Source organism: Rothia sp. HMSC072B04 (assembly GCF_001813725.1).
Classification (GTDB): Bacteria; Actinomycetota; Actinomycetes; order Actinomycetales; family Micrococcaceae; genus Rothia; species Rothia mucilaginosa.
This window is the reverse complement of record NZ_KV813802.1, coordinates 113,004-130,703: the sequence shown is the minus strand read 5'-3', so window position 1 is coordinate 130,703 and position 17,700 is coordinate 113,004. Positions and strand designations below refer to the sequence as shown.

The 17,700-nt window shown below is 58.4% G+C and carries 16 protein-coding genes; 7 read left to right on the top strand and 9 right to left on the bottom strand.

The features are described 5' to 3' along the window. Positions 1-102: 102 nt before the first annotated feature. From HMPREF2928_RS04170 to rsmI, 4 genes are all read right to left on the bottom strand, one after another. On the bottom strand, positions 103-924 hold the full coding sequence (locus HMPREF2928_RS04170) for a glycosyltransferase family 25 protein (protein ID WP_070687444.1): 822 nt from the start codon (positions 922-924) through the stop codon (positions 103-105). An 11-nt stretch (positions 925-935) separates the two neighbouring features. Further along, a complete protein-coding gene (locus tag HMPREF2928_RS04165; RefSeq protein ID WP_236146153.1) occupies positions 936-1,760 on the bottom strand; it encodes a glycosyltransferase family 25 protein in 825 nt (274 codons plus the stop codon). A 274-nt stretch (positions 1,761-2,034) separates the two neighbouring features. Continuing rightward, positions 2,035-3,108, bottom strand: coding sequence for a TatD family hydrolase (locus HMPREF2928_RS04160; RefSeq protein ID WP_070687443.1), 1,074 nt, complete (start codon positions 3,106-3,108; stop codon positions 2,035-2,037). A gap of 66 nt (positions 3,109-3,174) precedes the next feature. Beyond that, a complete protein-coding gene (gene rsmI / locus HMPREF2928_RS04155) occupies positions 3,175-4,113 on the bottom strand; it encodes a 16S rRNA (cytidine(1402)-2'-O)-methyltransferase (RefSeq protein WP_070687442.1) in 939 nt (312 codons plus the stop codon). 185 nt (positions 4,114-4,298) lie between these two features. Here rsmI and HMPREF2928_RS04150 point away from each other — a divergent pair, with 185 nt between their 5' ends. Then, complete coding sequence (locus HMPREF2928_RS04150; protein ID WP_070687441.1) at positions 4,299-5,936, top strand: dolichyl-phosphate-mannose--protein mannosyltransferase; 1,638 nt, start codon at positions 4,299-4,301, stop codon at positions 5,934-5,936. Between the two features lie 136 nt (positions 5,937-6,072). On the opposite strand, the gene HMPREF2928_RS04145 is transcribed toward HMPREF2928_RS04150, so the two are convergent. The 3 genes from HMPREF2928_RS04145 to HMPREF2928_RS04135 all read right to left on the bottom strand — a co-directional run bounded on the left by HMPREF2928_RS04145 (position 6,073) and on the right by HMPREF2928_RS04135 (position 8,215). After that, positions 6,073-7,404 carry a TIGR01906 family membrane protein gene (locus tag HMPREF2928_RS04145; RefSeq protein ID WP_070687440.1) on the bottom strand — a complete coding sequence of 444 codons (1,332 nt, stop codon included), beginning with the start codon at positions 7,402-7,404 and terminating at the stop codon, positions 6,073-6,075. A 146-nt stretch (positions 7,405-7,550) separates the two neighbouring features. Further along, positions 7,551-7,778 carry a DUF3499 family protein gene (locus HMPREF2928_RS04140; RefSeq protein WP_070634168.1) on the bottom strand — a complete coding sequence of 76 codons (228 nt, stop codon included), beginning with the start codon at positions 7,776-7,778 and terminating at the stop codon, positions 7,551-7,553. 20 nt (positions 7,779-7,798) lie between these two features. Beyond that, positions 7,799-8,215: a WhiB family transcriptional regulator gene (locus HMPREF2928_RS04135; RefSeq protein ID WP_005506882.1), complete on the bottom strand. Its 417-nt coding sequence runs from the start codon at positions 8,213-8,215 to the stop codon at positions 7,799-7,801. Between the two features lie 651 nt (positions 8,216-8,866). Here HMPREF2928_RS04135 and HMPREF2928_RS04130 point away from each other — a divergent pair. Beyond that, positions 8,867-9,670, top strand: a complete 804-nt coding sequence (locus tag HMPREF2928_RS04130; protein ID WP_070687439.1) for a TIGR03089 family protein — start codon at positions 8,867-8,869, stop codon at positions 9,668-9,670. 107 nt (positions 9,671-9,777) lie between these two features. Here the strand turns inward: HMPREF2928_RS04130 and HMPREF2928_RS04125 are convergent, their stop codons facing one another. Beyond that, positions 9,778-10,395 (bottom strand): GtrA family protein, encoded by a 618-nt coding sequence (locus HMPREF2928_RS04125; RefSeq protein ID WP_070687438.1) that lies wholly within the window; start codon positions 10,393-10,395, stop codon positions 9,778-9,780. 402 nt (positions 10,396-10,797) lie between these two features. On the opposite strand from HMPREF2928_RS04125, the gene HMPREF2928_RS04120 reads away from it, so the two are divergent. The 3 genes from HMPREF2928_RS04120 (at position 10,798) to HMPREF2928_RS04110 (ending at position 13,687) form a co-directional block, all read left to right on the top strand. After that, a complete protein-coding gene (locus tag HMPREF2928_RS04120) occupies positions 10,798-11,928 on the top strand; it encodes a 5-(carboxyamino)imidazole ribonucleotide synthase (protein WP_246823560.1) in 1,131 nt (376 codons plus the stop codon). Positions 11,929-12,027: 99 nt separating this feature from the next. Then, positions 12,028-12,666, top strand: coding sequence for a 5-(carboxyamino)imidazole ribonucleotide mutase (purE, locus tag HMPREF2928_RS04115; RefSeq protein WP_005506874.1), 639 nt, complete (start codon positions 12,028-12,030; stop codon positions 12,664-12,666). Positions 12,667-12,685: 19 nt separating this feature from the next. Next, a complete protein-coding gene (locus tag HMPREF2928_RS04110; protein ID WP_070687437.1) occupies positions 12,686-13,687 on the top strand; it encodes a lipid II:glycine glycyltransferase FemX in 1,002 nt (333 codons plus the stop codon). Between the two features lie 181 nt (positions 13,688-13,868). Here the strand turns inward: HMPREF2928_RS04110 and glpX are convergent, their stop codons facing one another. After that, positions 13,869-14,876, bottom strand: a complete 1,008-nt coding sequence (gene glpX / locus HMPREF2928_RS04105) for a class II fructose-bisphosphatase (RefSeq protein ID WP_049327916.1) — start codon at positions 14,874-14,876, stop codon at positions 13,869-13,871. 417 nt (positions 14,877-15,293) lie between these two features. Here glpX and HMPREF2928_RS04100 point away from each other — a divergent pair, with 417 nt between their 5' ends. Continuing rightward, a complete protein-coding gene (locus HMPREF2928_RS04100; RefSeq protein ID WP_005508935.1) occupies positions 15,294-16,013 on the top strand; it encodes a carbonic anhydrase in 720 nt (239 codons plus the stop codon). A gap of 224 nt (positions 16,014-16,237) precedes the next feature. Further along, on the top strand, positions 16,238-17,644 hold the full coding sequence (locus tag HMPREF2928_RS04095; protein WP_049338717.1) for a class II fumarate hydratase: 1,407 nt from the start codon (positions 16,238-16,240) through the stop codon (positions 17,642-17,644). Positions 17,645-17,700 lie beyond the last annotated feature (56 nt).

The following is a 17,700-nucleotide window of genomic DNA, read 5'->3' as shown; positions in this document are numbered from 1 at the left end:
ACCCCCTCCCTATCGTGTGTGCGATAGGGAGGGGGTAAAAGTCAGGCAGAAGCCCCACATATCAATTTTTATGTGATAGCAGTAGCCCATTCCGTCTCTGGGTTACCGTCCCAGGTGCCGCTTCAAATCCTCAAAAGTTGCCTCCAGGACATTCTTTGCATTCTGCAAACGCTTCCTCGGCGCCAGGGCGATGCGCAACCGGTCGATAAAACCGGTACCATACTGCGTGCTCTTGAGACTTTCCAAGTGACGAACGCCAGAAGTTTGAATGAGGCTAGTACCTTCCCAACCGCATAGACCGGGCTGCACCAAATATACGTCTACTCCCCATTCTCGGTAGAGAGAATAATCGTCAGCGACAACGCCGGGAACCGTCTCGCCATAACATTCTACGAGTCGTTCAGCCCCAGAACGCGAAAGAAGATACAAGGCAGCACCATACAGAGGCTTTGAACCATAGGCACGACCCATACGGTACTTGCCGTACACAAAAGGAGCAAGCAACGAAAGACGGGGATAATCAACCTGCGGGTTGAGCTTGCCAGCTTCAGAAGCGTAGATATCGCCCAGGTTAACCATCTGCACGTGAGGATACTTTTCGATAATCCTCTCCACTACAGGCTGCAGGTCAGGGGAAATGAGGACATCGTCCTCTGCTAGCAAAGCCCAGTCGGCATCTGAAGCGAGGAAGTCCTTCCACATGTGGTAGTGGCTCAAAGCGCAACCCTTTTCGGCAGGCCTCGGCTCTTTACCGTAACGAGTCAAGAACAGCTTGCTATCGAATTGTGCATCAGTGAGGTGATCATCACGGTTATCCACCGCAGAATAACGCTGGAAATCTTGAGCAGGTGCCCCCACCGAGAAGAAAGAATCAAACCGGTTAGCGCCGTCCAGTCCCAGAACGTATTTCAGAATTTTTGCCATGAATTTCCCCTTTACTCCGCCTTACCCAGGCGGTGCTTCACCTCATCAAAAGTGGCTTCCAGAGCATTCTTAGCATTTGTAATACGCTTCTTAGGCGCCAAAGCAATACGCAAACGGTCAAGAGGGCCAGTACCGTGTTGGAGACTATTCACCTTATCCAGATGACGCTTACCGGATTCCAGAATAACGCTACTACCCTCCCAGCCGCACAGACCAGGCTGCACAAAACGCACATCCACGCCCCACTGCTGGTACAGCTTATAGTCATCAGCCACAGTACCCGGAACCTTACTCTCGAACTGCTTGAGCAACAGCTCAGCACCCGATCGGGAAATCAGATACAGGCCAGTACAAACCAAAGGCCAGCTACCGTACGGCTTACCCATACGGTACTTGCCGTATACGAAGGGAGACAACAACGACAAGCGAATATACTCCACGTGCGGATTCAATTTGCCAGCGTCATTCGCAAAAGAATCACAAAGGTTCACCAGTTGTACCTGCGGGTACTTCGTGATAATTGCGTTCACCACCGCCTCAGCGTCAGGAGAAATAAGGATGTCGTCTTCAGCAATCAGCGCCCAATCAGCGTCACTAGCGACGAAGTCACGCCACATCTTCACGTGGCTGAGCATACACCCCTTCTCAGCGGGGTTAGGGTCACAATGCCAACGACTACGGAAAAACTCTACGTCAAACTCTTCATCGGTGACGTGGTTATCGCGGTTGTCCACCGCGGAGTAACGGACAAACCCCTGTGCGGGAGCGCCCACAGAATAGAACGAGTCAAAACGGTTAGCACCATCCAGGCCCAGAACATATTTAGTAATTCTCATCAAAAGAATTCTCCGATTTCATGATGACGTCGCATGGGGAGCACATAGTGCTTAGAGGGGAACCCGGACATGGCACATGTCGTGCAAACGTCAGGTGGTTGGGGTATCTCTGTCTACGACTTCCGGAAGAGAATATTTATTATGAGAGTGAATAATATGAAACTATCACAGAAACATGCACATTCGCTAATAAAAAGATAATGCACAATTGCAACTGTCATAGAACATCGTACTGAAAAATACACTCGCCTCATAACCTAGCAGACTGATCAGCCTACCACTGACCGTACACACGCTCCGAATTTTCGCGAATGCGGCGGCACAACGCCTCCAGCTCCTCACCGCGGTGAGCCGCCATAAAACGCACTGTGTAATTTGTCATATAAGACGCATTCGGGCGACCACGGAACGGATGCGGGGTCAAGAACGGCGCATCCGTCTCAGCCAGAATCAACTCGGGACGAGCCATCGCCAGCGATTCCTGAATACCCTTCGAGTTCTTGAAGGTAACCGTACCCGAAAAGCTCATGTACCAGCCGCGCTCGTTACAGATTGTGGCCAGCTCGGGCCCACCCGAGTAGCAGTGGAACACGGTACGTTCCGGCGCACCCTCTTCATCCAGGATCCGCACAACGTCCTCGTGCGCGTCACGGTCGTGAATCTGCAGCGCCAGGTTGTGCTTCTTCGCAATGCGAATATGCTCGCGGAAGCTGTAGTGCTGTGCTTCCTTACCCTCCTCGCCGGTGCGGAAATAGTCCAGGCCGGTCTCACCAATAGCGCGTACACGGTCGGCGGTGGCGAGCTCGTCGAGGGTGGCTAGCGCCGCCCCCAGCTGACCGGCTGTAGCCAGCTCGGGGGCGGTATTGGGGTGAATCGCAATGGCGGCGAGGACACGCTCATCAGCCTGCGCGGCGGCGACCGCGTACAGGGAGGAGGGGATATCATATCCGACCTGCACAATGGCGGCGATGCCGAGCTTTTCGCCGGCGTCGAGTGCATCGCGGGCGCTGATTTCCACTTCGCCGTCGAGCAGGTCCATGTGGGTGTGGTTATCCACGATGGGGTACGGCAGCGGCTCGGGGGCGGGAGGGAAGACCAGATTGCGGCTGCGGCCGTTCTCGCCGGTGGTGGAGCGACGGCGGGTGCCTTCTCCCCCTTCGGCGTCGCTGATGCCGGTGTAGAGTTCCGCCTTATAGGGTGCGGGGACTTCACCGGGGACAGGCGCCCAGCCGTTAGGCAGGGCGGTTGCCTGAAGTGCCGCGGGGGTGGGCAGGGTGTAGTTCGCCAGGGCGGCGAGGGAGTTCAGGTACTCCTGGGTGATTTCAGGACCGGGATAGCTCTGACACATTGATAAATCCTCGGGATAAAACAGCGGGGTAAAACTTAGGGGGTAAAATTGCGCGGTGATTCTGGGCTATTCGGAGCGGGCAGCCAGTGCCGCCTCATACAGGTCGCGCTTGGAGGTGCCGGTCTCAGCGGCAACCGCGGCGCAGGCGCTCTTGAGGCGCTCGCCGCCAGCCACGCGGTCGAGGACCAGTTGCACTACGTCCTGCGCTTCGGGGGTTTCGGGGGCTTGTGCGCCCTCAACAATAATGACGATTTCGCCGCGGACGCGCTCAGACTCAGCCCATTCGGCAAGCTCTGCCAGGGTACCGCGTCGAACCTCTTCGTGGAGCTTGGTTAGCTCACGGCTGACAGTTCCACGGCGGTCGGCGCCGAAGGTTTGCACAAAGTCCGCCAGGGTTGCGGCAGTGCGGTGCGGGGATTCGTAGAAGATCATGGTGCGTTCCTCCGCCGCTAGCGATGCGAGGCGGCGGGTGCGCTCGGAGCCCTTGCGGGCGAGGAAGCCTTCGAAAGTGAATCGTCCGGTGGGCAAACCGGAGAGCGCGAGCGCGGTCAACGCCGCGGAGGGGCCGGGCACCACGGTGACGGGCAGGTCGGCTTCCGCGACGGCTGCGGCGGCAACGTAGCCGGGGTCGGAGATGGTGGGCATGCCCGCATCCGAGAGCAACAGCACGCGCTGGCCGTCCTGTACCGCCTGCACGATGGTTTCGCTACGTTCGGTTTCGTTGTGGTCGTGGTTGACGATGACGCGACCGCGGGTGCGCACGCCAAGCCCGGAGGCGAGGGTGCGTAGCTTGCGGGTGTCTTCAACGGCGATGAGGTCTGCGGTGGCGAGGGCTGAGCGCAGTCGATCGGAGGCGTCAGCGAGGTTGCCGATGGGGGTGCCGCCGAGGATGAGCACGCCGCCTTCTTCGGAGGTGACAGCGACGTCAGCGGTGTCAGCCTGGGGTGCCTCGACCGTTTCTGAGGGGTCGGTGGTTTCTTCGGTGTATTCTGCGGGTGCGGTCATGGCAGGCCTCGTGTCTGTGTCTGGTCTTCGTGTACCCACTAAGTGTAACGCCCGCGCTCAATCCGGTGCCGGGTGGGGTGGCGGGTAATAGGTGGCTGGTGTGGGTGGGCTTCCGGATGCGTCATATATGCCGTTCACGGGCTGAAATGGTGCATCGTGCGTTCTGACCCTTTAGGATTGATGGGGTGAAGATACCTAAGCTACTTTCTCCCGCATCTGCTGCTCCGGTTGGTTCGGCCCGTTCTTCGTCTGAACGCGGTCGTTACGGCCTCGATTCTCTGCTGGATGCGCTCGCTGTTGCCTATATTCGTGCCCCGCGTTGGGGTTGGTTGGCGCCTGCATTGATTGTGCTGGTTGCCGGTATTCTGCGTTTTTATAATTTGGCGCATCCGAATGCCATTGTTTTTGATGAGACGTACTACGCCAAGGACGCCTACTCATATGTGCATTATGGCTATGAGTTGAGCTGGTCGAAGGACGCTAATGCCTCTTTCGCGGCGGGTCACCCGTCGGGTCTGTTGACGGATTCGCCGGAGTATGTGGTGCATCCGCCGTTGGGTAAGTGGATGATTGCCGCGGGCATGGCAATTTTTGGTGATAATAATCCCTTTGGTTGGCGTGTTTCTGCTGCGGTGATTGGCACCCTGTCGGTGGCGTTGATTGCGTATGCTGGTTGGTTGCTGTTCCGTTCGATGACGGTGGCGACTATTGCGGCGCTGCTGGCTGCGGTAGATGGTCTGATGCTGGTGGAGTCTCGTCTGGCGCTACTGGATATTTTCCAGATGTTCTGGATTCTCGCGACTTTTGTGTGTCTGGTACTTGACCGTATTCAGGCGCGGCGCGTGTTGGCGCGCAATATTGCGGAGGCGGCACGCCAGAATAGCGGTGTGCTTCCGCCGATGCCGTGGGGTCCGAGCATGGGTCTGCGCCTGTGGCGTTTCGCTGCCGGTGTATGTGCCGGTGCCGCGGTGGGTGTGAAGTGGAATTCGCTGTTCTTTATTGCGGCGATGGGTCTGCTGACGGTGTTCTGGGATATTAATGCTCGCCGTATTGTGGGCCTGGACAAGTGGGGTTTGACGGCGCTGGTGCGTGACGGCATCCCCGCGTTCTTCCAGATGATTGGTGTGGGTCTGCTGGTGTATTTGAGCACCTGGGCAGGCTGGTTCCAGTCGTCGAATGCGTATTTCCGCCGTTGGGCTGTTGAAAACCCGGGCAAGGGTGTCATGTGGCTTCCTGAGGATCTGCGTTCCCTGTGGGAGTACCATGTGTCGGCGTTTAAGTTCCATTCTGGTTTGAGTAGCCCGCATACGTATGCTTCGCAGGCGTGGCAGTGGCTGGTTTTGGGTCGCCCGACCTCGTACTACTATGAGTCGCCGAAGCTGGGTTCTTCGGGTTGTACCGTGAAGTCCTGTTCCGAGGCTATTTTGAATATCGGTAACCCGGCGATTTGGTGGGCGTTTATTCCGGCGATTATTGTGGCGCTTCTGGTCCTGCTGTTGAAGCGTGATTGGCGTTTTGGTGCGCTGCTGGTTGTGTTCGGTGCGGGCTATTTCCCGTGGTTTATGTACCCGACCCGCACGATGTTCTACTTCTACGCACTGTCCTTTGAGCCGTTTCTGATCCTGCTGTTGGCGGGTGTTTTGGGTCTGGCGCTGTCGGGTGCTCGCGGTTCGGTGTTGCGTGCCCGTTTGGGCGTGACGCTGGTGGCGATTTACCTGGTGGGCGTGTTGGTGTTGAGCGCGTACTTTATGCCGCTGTGGACTGCTCAGGTGATTCCGTATGAGCAGTGGTATTCGCATATGTGGTTTAAGTCCTGGATTTAGGCTCGGATGATGCAAGCCGGATGATACGTGCTTGGGTATAGCAAAGGGGGCTGGGTTCTACCGTATGGGTAGATGCCCAGCCCCCTTTGTTGTGCCCTCTGCGCTCTAACGCGGGGAGCGAGAAGGCTTATGGAATTTAGTTCTCGCCGACTCGTGCGGAGGCGAGCTTGACGCGCAGTTCCTGGCGCTCCTGGCGGCGGCGTTCTGCCTTGAGCTTGCGGTATTTGGTGGGCCAGGTGGTCACGAGCAGGAGGGTAATCTGCGCTGCCACGAGGACCGCTACGGCGATTGCCGCATCAATCCAGAACTGCGGCGGGTAGAGGCGGATTAGGGAGCTTCGTACGGAGAATTCCCAGTTGCCCTGCGGGAAGAACACCTGATGGAAGGTGGTGAACAGCCATTCCCAACCGAAGGCGCCCACAACGCCGAGCACCACGATGAGTCCCAGGGTAATCCAGGTGCCGGCAAAGAGGCTGCGGCGGATGGTTCCGGGGGCGCGCTCGCGCAGGGAGATGCTGCTGAAGAGCGTCACGAGGAAGAGCACGGCTACAGCTACGGTTGCGATGAGCAGCACCCACTTCACGTCGTGCATGTGGTTCACTTCTGCCTCGGTGAAGGCGAGGGTGTTGTCGGCACCGGTGGTAACGCGGGCGAGGTATTCTCGCGGCGCGAAGTTGTTGATGTAGTCCACGCCGTAGGAGCCCAGGCGCATCCTCTCGACGAGGTAGTAGCCGTAGCTGTCTTCGGGGAATCCGGGGCGGTGGTATTCGAGCCAGAGGAAGGGCGCGGAGGCTACAGCGCGGATTGCGATCATGAGTACGGTCAGCGGTACGGTGAGCGCGATGAGGGTTGCGCGGAGCTTGAGGAAGCGCGGGGTGTCTTCCACAGCGTCTTCGCGTGCCGCGGCGCGTTCTGCGGCTTCGGGCGAGGCCGCCAGGGAGGACAGCGGCGCGTTGGGGTCTGCGACCGCGTGGGTGTGACCGGTGCGGGTGGTTTCGGTGCGGTACTTGCGTCCGGCGGTGGAGGCGCTTGCCGCCTCCGCTGTGGCGACGGTTTCTGCTTCAGCGGCTTTTTCGGCTTCTGCTGCTGCTGCTTCTGCTTCTGCTGCCCTCTGCATGGTTTCGCGGTTGAGGTCGCTGAGGGTCGGGTTTTTGGGGGTGCTTTGCGAGTCGCGAACGAGGGGCACGAAGCCGGTGGAGACGTTGGTGCGGGTGCGCACGCGGGTGCCGACGCCCTGTTCGCGTAGTTTGCTGCGTGCGGGTACGACGGGTACGGAGCCGGTAGGCAGGTCGGGTTCTTCGGCGACGGTGGGTACGTCTGCTGCGATGCGCCCGAAGGCGCCGGTGTGCGGTGCCGGTTCGCTGGTTTTAGTTTCGGTGCGTCGGGCGTGGAGTAGTTCTTCGGCACTGGTGCGGCGGATGGCCGGGCGCAGTGCGCCCCACATTCCTCGGTGTGTTTCTTTGCTCATGGATCTCGCGTTCTTTTCGAGTGAATGGTGTTTGAGTGAGTTGCGGGTGTCTGTACTATCTGCCAGTTTCTCATACGCAAAGAACCTTCCGTGTGAATTCACGGAAGGTTCTTTGCATTCGGGTGTTTAAATCTTGGGTCCGAATTCTAGGATTCGATGGTGTCCGCACCCTGGACGGGTACCTTGTAGACCACTCGCCAGCCCTGAGGTGCCGTCAGTCGTGCGGCGTGATCGTCGCAGAGGTCGTAGGCGTGGGGTTCGCGGAATTCAGAGAGTGCATCAATGAGTGCCGTGGAATCTGCGTAGGAGTAGTGGAGAGTAACAGTCGCCTCTCGCTGGCAGGTCTGGCGGGAGCACAGTCGTGCGGTCTGCATGTAGATGGTACCTTCCTGGCTTAGCTCGCCTGCTTGCGCAGTCGGCGGCGTTCACGTTCTGACAGCCCGCCCCAGATTCCGAAGCGCTCGTCATTGTCCATTGCATATTGTAGACATTCTTCGCGCACGGGGCATACACCGCATACCCTTTTGGCGTCTCGGGTGGAGCCGCCCTTCTCGGGGAAGAAGGCTTCGGGGTCGGTCTGGGCGCAGAGTGCTTCAGCTTGCCAGGCGAGTTCTCCGTCTTCGCCTTCGGTTCCGTAGAGTCCTGCCGCTGCGGTCCATACGTCGGTGCAGGCAGGCATGTTTCGTTCTGCGTCTGCGAGAAAGGCGTCGGTGGCTTTTTCGAGAGATTGAGTGGGATTCATGCTACGGTGCTGAGCGCCTGATGCGCGCGCGGCCGCGATGGAGCGGTCCGATGCAATGTAGGAGCCCATGGGTTTTCCTTCCGTGTTCTCATTGTGAGCTTAATGAGTCTGCGGATCCGTCGTCGACGGAATCTTAGTGTGTATGGTGTGGCATGGTTCGCTTTGGCCTCTACGGTCCCTCCAAGGCAAACACGCTTATATATCTATTAGACGTGCGACACGCCGTTTCGTCAAACTAGACTTAAACAATATTTAGATGTATGTGTTAGGGGCGTCATATTTAATGTAAATTTGACCTTTATATATTTTCCCACGCACCACTTACCCTCGCTCACACCTAAGGGACACCCAGGTTTTCCCTTCTCCAGGAGTGGTTTCCATCGCCCGCAAATTCCGCATCCTGACTGCAAATATAAGGGTTCATGACGACCATCCCACACGCCCCATCTCGAGTATAGGGAAAGATTCTAATAATTAGATAAGAAAAACTTATCTTTTTCACCATGCGGTTTCTGAATATTTTTCGAGGCATTGCGAACCATTTACATTTCCAATTTATATTTATGCCACATTCCAAAATGAGACATTAGGGCTGTCAAACATTTTGAGCCATTAGATTTTTTAAGGCATCCTTAGGCGTTTTTACTTTACCCCTGTATCTTTTACTCCCGCGTCGGCTTCTCCACGCGCCCCACCACACGGTGCGGTAGAGTAAAACCCATGGTTACTCTCTCCCCCACCGGCGCCTCCGTGCCCACAACTCTGAACCGCTTCTTTGAGAAGCTCAGCAGCCAGCAGACTCCCGCCCTCATCTGGTATTCGGTAAATGGCGAGCGCATCGAGCTCTCCGGCAGGGTCCTCATGAATTGGGTTGATAAGAGCGCAAACCTGCTGGTTGAAGAATGCGAACTGGAGCCTGGTGAGGACTTTGACCTTCAGGCTCCCCTGCACTGGCGCACTATTGTTCTGGGCTTGGCGGCGCTGCGTGTGGGCGCTCTGCTGAACCAGGATGAGCCGTTGGTTGCCGCAGTCTGCACCGAGCAGGAGGCTGGCTACACGAACGACCCCGCGTACCTTCTGGCGGTTGATCGTGCCCCGCTGGCGCTTTCTTACACCGGTGACCTGCAGGCGCTGTCCTCCTATGCCGATGAGGTGCTCGATTATTGCGCGCTGGTGCGTAGCTTTGGCGACCAGTACTCGGGTCTACTTCCCGATGATTCGGTAGAAATCATTGAGGGTTTCAGCTACGCGGAAGCCTACGAGCAGGCTCTCACGCAGGCACAGGCCTATCGTACGGCGGGCTATACGCTACCTTCGGGGCAGCGTGCGCTCGCTTTGGAGTTGAGCCCCGACTACGGTTTTGATGCCTCGGAGGCGACCTTGAGCGCCCTGCTGGAGGTTCTGGCGATTTTGCTCTCCGGTCATGCGGTGTTTGTGGCTGACCCGAGTGTGGACTGGCAAGGTGAGCAGCTTGCATCCCTGATGGCGTCCGAGCGTGCGGCGGAGATTCCCCGCGGCGAGTGATTCTTCCAAGTTTCCTGGATTTTAAAAAACTTATCCCCCGATACGCGCCGTATCGGGGGATAAGTTTTTAGAACACGTCTTAGCTGATGGTCGGTGTTAGGCGGGGTCTAGGATTTCTGCGAACCGGGCTTCGCCTGCGACTCGGGTGCGGCTGCTTCAGAGGTAGCCTTACGTGCTGCAGGCTCTTCGCCGTCGAGAATGGCGGCAGCTTCGTCAAACATTCGGCCGAGCTCTTCGTGGTCAGTGCCTTCACCTTCGTCAACCTTCTGGCGGTGCGAACCGTAGACCCAGAAGCGGTAGAGGAAGTAGCGAAGAATGGTACCCAGGATGGTACCGATAATCGTACCGGAGATGAAGGACGCCTCGGGGGTGCGCAGGTTCAGCACGTAGGTACTGAATGCCACACAGCCTGCCTCAACGAGGATGCCGAGCAGGTTCACCAGGCCAAATTCGATGGCTTCGCGCTTCCAGTTTTCGGAGCGGGAGTCGCGGAAGGTCCACAGACGGTTCATGAGCCAGGAGAAAATAGTTGCGACAACACTCGCTACAACCTTCGCCTTGGTGTGGGATTCCGACATGATGGTCATCATCAGCACCCACACCGTCACAGAGTTCACGATGAAGGCGGCGCCGCCCACGGTACCGAATTTGAGAACCTCAATACCGTAGCTGTCCCAGAGGGATTTCAAGCGTTCGGTGAGGGTCGGTTTCGTCTGTGCGCTCATGCGGGACCTATCTAGCAGAGATTTATTGGGAAAAAGGGAAGATTAGCGCCGGTTGGCGTTGGAAACGCAATGTCCGACGGTTGTTTCCCCCTCTTTTACAAGCTCTTATATGTTATTACAGTCCCGGTTGGTTGTTTGTACCTTTGAGAGTTTTTCCACAGACCTCCCAGCTAACGAGACATTCCCTTTCATCTCACGTTGACTGGGCAGAAGGCAGGTTTTTACGATTTCTTCCGGCTTTTACGCCCAAATATTGGGCTCTGCCGCCCAGTTAAACCCATTCTGTGACCTTAATGTGGTCTTGCTCCCACAGGCTCTCCAAACCCGGTACACTTAGGTGCTGTGACTTACCCTGTGACTGGACCCGTAATTGGCGTCATCGGCGGAGGCCAGCTGGCCCGCATGATGGCACCCGCAGCAACTAACCTTGGCCTGAACCTGCAGATTCTCGCGGAGGCGCCCACCGTCGGCGCCGTGGCAGCGGTACGTACCGCCCCCGTCGGGGACTACAAAGATCTGGACACCCTCCGCGAATTTGCTCGCGGCAAGGATGTCATCACTTTCGACCATGAGCATGTGCCCACCGAATTTCTGCGCACCCTCATGGCGGAGGGCGTGAATGTTCAGCCCCGTCCCGAAGCTCTCCAGTACGCTCAGGACAAGCTCCTGATGCGCGCCGCTATTGAGCGTCTGGGCCTGCCGAACCCCCGCTGGGCTAAGGTTTCTACCCTGGACGAGCTGCTCGCCTTCGGCGATGAAATCGGCTGGCCCGTTGTGCTGAAGACCCCGCGCGGCGGCTACGACGGCAAGGGCGTACTCGTTCTGGATTCCCCCGAGGAGGCTCGCGAGCGCAGCGCCGAGTGGTTCGAGCAGCTGCCTTCCCGCACTGATTTCTCCGCTCTACTTGCCGAGGAGAAAGTGCCCTTCACCCGTGAGCTCTCCGCTCTAGTGGCTCGCCGTGAAAGCGGCGAAGTGCGCCCCTGGCCGGTTGTTGAGACCATCCAGGTGAACTCCATCTGTGATGAGGTTATTGCACCCGCGCAGGACCTGGACCCCGAGATTGCTGAGGCTGCCGCAGCCGCTGCGGTGACCATTGCCTCCGAGCTGGGCGTGACCGGTGTAATGGCGGCTGAGCTTTTCGAGGTTCCCGGCTCCCCCGCCGGCTTCTACATCAACGAGCTGGCGATGCGCCCGCACAATACCGGCCACTGGACTCAGGACGGCTCGGTGACCAGCCAGTTCGAGCAGCACCTGCGTGCGGTACTGGATCTGCCGCTGGGTGATACCTCCGTGCTGGAGGGTGTTGCCGTGATGAAGAACTACCTGGGCGGTGAGAACGAAGATATTTTCGGTGTCTACCCGCTGGCGCTTTCGGCTGAGCCGCGCGCAAAGATCCACTTCTACGGCAAGGAAACCCGTCCGGGCCGCAAGATTGGTCACGTGAATATTTCTGGCACGGTGGCTGAGCTTGAGGCGTTGCGTCATAGCGCCGCGAATGCCGCCTCCATTTTGCGTGACGGCCGCCCCCTGTAGCCCCTGTTTTAGCCGGTGCGTGGGGTGAGAGCATCCTGCGTATCCGACGCACCCTATTGATGGTGGTTCGCCACCGCATCCTGAAAGGATATGAGGATTATGTCTCAGTCTCCCTATAATTCTTCCCAGCCCATTGTTGGCATTGTGATGGGTTCGGATTCGGATTGGTCGGTCATGGAGGCCGCCGCCGAGGTTCTGGACGAGTTCGGCATCCCTTACGAGGCTGATGTTGTTTCTGCACACCGCATGCCCGAGGACATGATTGAGTACGGCAAGAAGGCTCACAGCCGCGGTATTCGCGTGATTATTGCCGGTGCCGGCGGCGCCGCTCACCTGCCCGGTATGCTCGCTTCCGTCACCGCTCTGCCCGTGATTGGTGTTCCGGTGCGTCTGAAGAACCTCGAGGGCATGGACTCGCTACTGTCGATTGTTCAGATGCCCGCCGGTGTTCCGGTAGCTACCGTCTCCATTAACGGTGCTCGCAATGCGGGTCTGCTGGCTCTGCGTATTTTGGGTTCGGGTACCGATGCGTTTGCTCAGCAGGTTCACGCTGATTTGCGTCAGTTCTCTCAGGATTTGCGCCAGACCGCAATGGACAAGGGCGCGGCTCTGCGCACCCGCGTTGCCGAGGCGAAGGCAAAGGCAGCGGCCGAGCGCGAGGCGGAGGAGAGCTCCTCCGCACCCCGCCCCGCTTCTGCTCCCGAGGCCTCGTCGGAGCCCCAGGCTTACGTTCCCTAAGCTCGGATACACTAGAAGAATGAGCAATATTCTTCAGTCCGATATTTGGGCACGTTTTCAGGAATCTAATGGTCACACCGTGATCCGTAAGAGCGGTAACGGCTGGTCGTACCTTGCGACCGTTGAGGGCGGCGCTACCGGCCGCTACCTGTACAGCCCGTACGGACCGGTCGCCTCCAGCGCTGTGGCTTTTGATGAGGCTCTCGCGTCGTTGAAGGAAGAAGCTGCAAAGCATCGTTGCCTGTTTGTGCGCATTGAGCCGACTGAATCCGCTATTTGGGGCGATCAGGATGCGGCTGCTTTCTTGGCTCGTCGCGGTGCAGTTCTGGCTCCTCGCCAGGTGCAGCCTTCGCACACTCAGATTATTGATCTTTCGGGCTCTGAGGACGAGATCCTCAAGGGCATGAAGTCCAATAACCGCAACCTACACCGCAACATCCACAAGAAGGGCGTGACCATTGAGGTGTCGACGAATCCTGAGGATTTGTCGATTCTGTTCGCGTTCTTGGATGAGACTGCGGACCGTAACGGTTTTAACCGTCAGCAGGATGAGTACCTGATGCAGGTTGCTCGCGTGCTGATGCCCGCCGGTGCGGCGTCCCTGTACATTGCGAAGCTGACCGATGAGAACGGTGAGAGCACCCCGATTGCGGCGGCGTTTGTGTACGATTCGGATGACACCCGCACTTACGCGCATGCGGCGGCTTCTTTTGAGCATCGTCGCCTGTCCGCGGGTATTCCGGTGGTTACGAACTTCATCCTGGACGCTAAGCGTAAGGGTCTGAAGTACGTTGACCTCTTCGGTATTGCGCCGGAGAATCAGCCGGATCACGAGTGGGCTGGTTTCACGAAGTTCAAGAAGTCCTTCGGTGGCGAGTCTGTGGAGTACCCGGGTACCTGGGATGTTCCGGTGACCTCGCTGGGTTACCGCGCCTACACCCTGGCGTACAAGGCTCGTCCGGCGGTTCGTGATGCTGTGTCGAAGGCGAAGGCGAAGGTTCAGTCTTTCCGCTCTCGCTAACGGGTTCAGGCGCACCGCTACTGGGGCCTATCCTGAGAACTAAAAGCTAAATATACGAGGGAGCCGCCCTCACCGAGTTCTTCGGTGGGGGCGGCTCCCTGTGTATGTATGTGCAATGTTTGAGGAGTCTCGCTAAGACTCCTCAGCCCTTGCGGGGGCGAAGATTACTGCCCTTCGAAGACTACTGCTCTTCGGGGCTCTTGGTGTGCGAGAGAATCTCGCGCAGGCGGGAGAGACGGTGCTCTGCCTCAACGGTACGCACGGTGCCCGAGGAGGAACGCATAACCAGCGACTGGGTGGTCACAACGTTCTTGCTGTAACGCACGCCGCGCAGCAGCTTGCCGTCGGTGATACCGGTTGCGGCGAAGAAGCAGTTGTCGCTGGTGACCAGGTCGTTGGTGGTCAGCACGCGGTCGAGGTCGTGGCCGGCTTCCAGTGCCTTTTCACGTTCTGCCTCGTCGGTCGGTGCCAGGCGGCCCTGGATGACGCCACCGGTTGCCTTGATAGCGCATGCTGCGACAACGCCTTCGGGGGTGCCGCCGGTGCCGAGCATGAGGTCCACGCCGGTGTTTTCGCGGCAGGCTGCGATAGCGCCGGCGACGTCACCGTCGAGGATGATGCGGGTACGGGCGCCTGCCTCGCGAATCTCCTGGATCAGCTTGGCGTGGCGAGGGCGGTCCAGCACGCATACGGTCAGCTCGCTGACCTTCTTGCCCTTAGCCTTAGCGACCAGGTGCAGGTTCTGCTTGACGGGCAGGCGCAGGTCGACGAACTCTGCGGCTTCGGGGCCGGTGACCAGCTTCTCCATGTAGAACACTGCGGAGGGGTCGAACATGGTGCCGCCGTCTGCCACAGCAATCACGGAGAGGGCGTTGTCCATGCCGAGTGCGGTCAGGCGGGTACCGTCGATGGGGTCAACCGCGACGTCGAGGGAGGGACCGGAGCCGTCGCCGACGTTCTCGCCGTTGTACAGCATGGGAGCCTTGTCCTTCTCGCCTTCGCCGATGACGACGGTGCCGTTGAAGTTGACGGTGGAGAGGCGGTAACGCATTGCGTCTACGGCTGCACCATCTGCGAGGTTCTTTTCGCCTGCACCGACCCAGGGGCCTGCAGCAATTGCTGCAGCTTCAGTCGCGCGGACCAGTTCCATTGCGAGGTTGCGATCGCCGTGGTTGTTGTTCGTAGTCATAGACTCACCTTCGAGATTTCTGAATACACCGTCGGCTGGCTGGTTCTTTCCAGCACGAAGTCGCCGACGCAGTAGTGCTCCTTTCAGGATAGCGCGCGCAGGCTTCGTTTTTCTTGTTCTGAACGAGTTTGCGTGCGTGTTGACTTTAAGGTGAGCAGATGCGGCAAATTGGTGAGGGCTGCGTCTCTCTTCGGCACTTCATACGCTCTGAGGCGCTGATTTTGGGTGTTGTGAAGGCGTGCCAAACTAGCTATTTTTCGCATATTTAAGGCATATTTGAGGTAGGTTCTTTCTCCGGGAGGCTCCCGGCAAGGAGCTGAGCTTCAGTGCGAGCGCCTGAAGCCCCACATACCCGTTCGCAGATTCGTTGCCTCCGACGGCACGCGTTATCTGTATTTGTCCGCTAAGGAGCATCACATGGCTGGCATCCAACCGACTCCCGCAGAAGCATGGAAGCGTCTGAAGGACGGTAACCGCCGTTTTGTTGAGGGTAGCAATGAGCACCCCAATCAGGACACGATTCGCCGTACCGACCTGGCATCGGGTCAGTTCCCGTTCGCCTCGATTTTCGGTTGCGGTGACTCTCGCCTCGCGGCAGAGATTATTTTTGATCTGGGCCTGGGCGACGCGTTCGTGGTGCGTACCGCCGGCCACGTCTTGGAGAATGCCGCGCTCGGCTCGCTGGAGTACGCGGTTGATGAGTTTGAGACCCCTATCGTGATGGTTCTCGGTCACGACTCCTGCGGTGCTGTGACTGCGGCCAGCAAGTCCCTGGAGTCCGGTGAGATGCCGCACGGCTTCATCCGTAACCTGGTGCAGCACATCCTGCCTTCGGTGATGTCCCCGAAGCTGCCGGAGAACCCGGTCGTCAACGACATGGTGCGTGAGCACACCCGCCAGACCGCCATCCGCATTATTGAGCAGTCCCACATCATTTCGGATGCGGTGGTTGAGGGTAAGGTCGCCGTGATTGGTGTCTTCTACCATCTGAAGGAGGGTAAGGCGGAGCTGGTGTTCAGTTCGCAGGATCTGACCCTGCCGGAGGAGAAGAACGACGCGCAGAACCCGCCGACTCAGACGCTTCCGGTGGTCGTGAAGACTCCCCCGCGCGTTGTGGTTGCCGAGAACCTGGACTAGGTTTCCTCTTCTCCGCTCATTACGAGCCTTAGCGCGAGAACCCACATGCTCGCACTTAACAACAGATTTTTCTATGGGATACCCCCGCCACGGTAGCGTGTTCGCACATCTACCGGGGCGGGGTTTTTACGCGCCTTCTCACGCCTCAAAATTTATGAGCGTTTTTCCTCTTTTGACACCTTTTCGAGGCGACGTAAGCCACTTTGAACGCCTATCCTAGAGGTATGGCTGAAAACATTGAATACCGCATTGAACATGACACCATGGGCGAAGTTCGCGTTCCGGCTGATGCACTCTACCGTGCACAGACCCAGCGCGCAGTCGAGAACTTCCCGATTTCGGGTCAGACCCTCGAATCCGCCCATATTCGTGCGCTTGCCCTCGTGAAGAAGGCAGCCGCGACCGCCAATGAGGAACTCAAGGTGCTCGACGCTGAGCGCGCCCAGGCTATCCGCGACGCAGCGGATCTGGTAGCAACCGGTAAGTACGACGCCCACTTCCCCATTGACGTCTTCCAGACCGGTTCCGGTACCTCCTCGAACATGAACGCGAACGAGGTTCTGGCAACCCTGGCAACCCGTTCCCTGGAGTCCAAGGGCATTGAGGTTCACCCCAATGACCACGTGAACGCTTCCCAGTCCTCCAACGACGTCTTCCCCACCTCCGTGCACGTTGCTGTGACCGAGGCTCTGGTGAAGGACCTGATTCCCGCTCTCGAGGTGCTCGCTGAGTCCCTGGAGCGCAAGTCCGCAGAGTTCAAGGACGTTGTGAAGTCCGGTCGTACCCACCTGATGGACGCAACCCCCATCACCCTGGGCCAGGAGTTCTCCGGCTACGCCGCAACCGTACGTTACGGCATTGAGCGTGTGAACGCTTCCCTGCCCCGCGTGGCTGAGGTTCCCCTGGGCGGTACCGCTGTGGGTACCGGCATTAACACCCCGGACGGCTTCTCCGCTCGCGTGATTGAGCTGCTCGCTGAGGAGACCGGCCTGCCCCTGACCGAGGCTCGTAACCACTTCGAGGCTCAGGCTAACCGTGACGGCCTGATCGAGGTTTCCGGTCAGCTGCGCACCCTGGCGTACGGCCTGATGAAGATCAGCAACGACATCCGCTGGATGGGTTCGGGCCCGAACACCGGCCTGGGCGAGCTGCACATCCCCGATCTGCAGCCCGGCTCCTCGATTATGCCCGGTAAGGTCAACCCCGTGATTTGTGAGGCTACCATTATGGTTGCCGCTCAGGTCATCGGTAACGACGCAACCATTGCTCTGTCTTCCACTAACGGCGCGTTTGAGCTGAACGTGGGTATCCCGGTGATGGCTGCTAACCTGCTGCAGTCGATTCGCCTGCTCGCTAATGTTTCTCGCGTTTCGGCTGAGAAGATGATTGACGGTCTGACCGCTAACGTTGACCGTTGCCGCTTCCTGGCTGAGGCTTCGCCGTCGACCGTGACCCCGCTGAACAAGCTGATTGGTTACGAGGCTGCTGCGAAGATCGCTAAGTACTCGGTGGCTCACAAGGTGACTGTCCGCGAGGCAGTTGTGGCTCTGGGTTACGTGGAGCGCGGCGAAGTGACTGAGGAGCAGCTGGACGCGGCTCTGGACGTCACCAAGATGCTGGGCAACTTCTAATCTCACCCGCCTGAACCTCGCCTGAGGTTCGCGGCTTAACCATAGAGGGAGGGGCG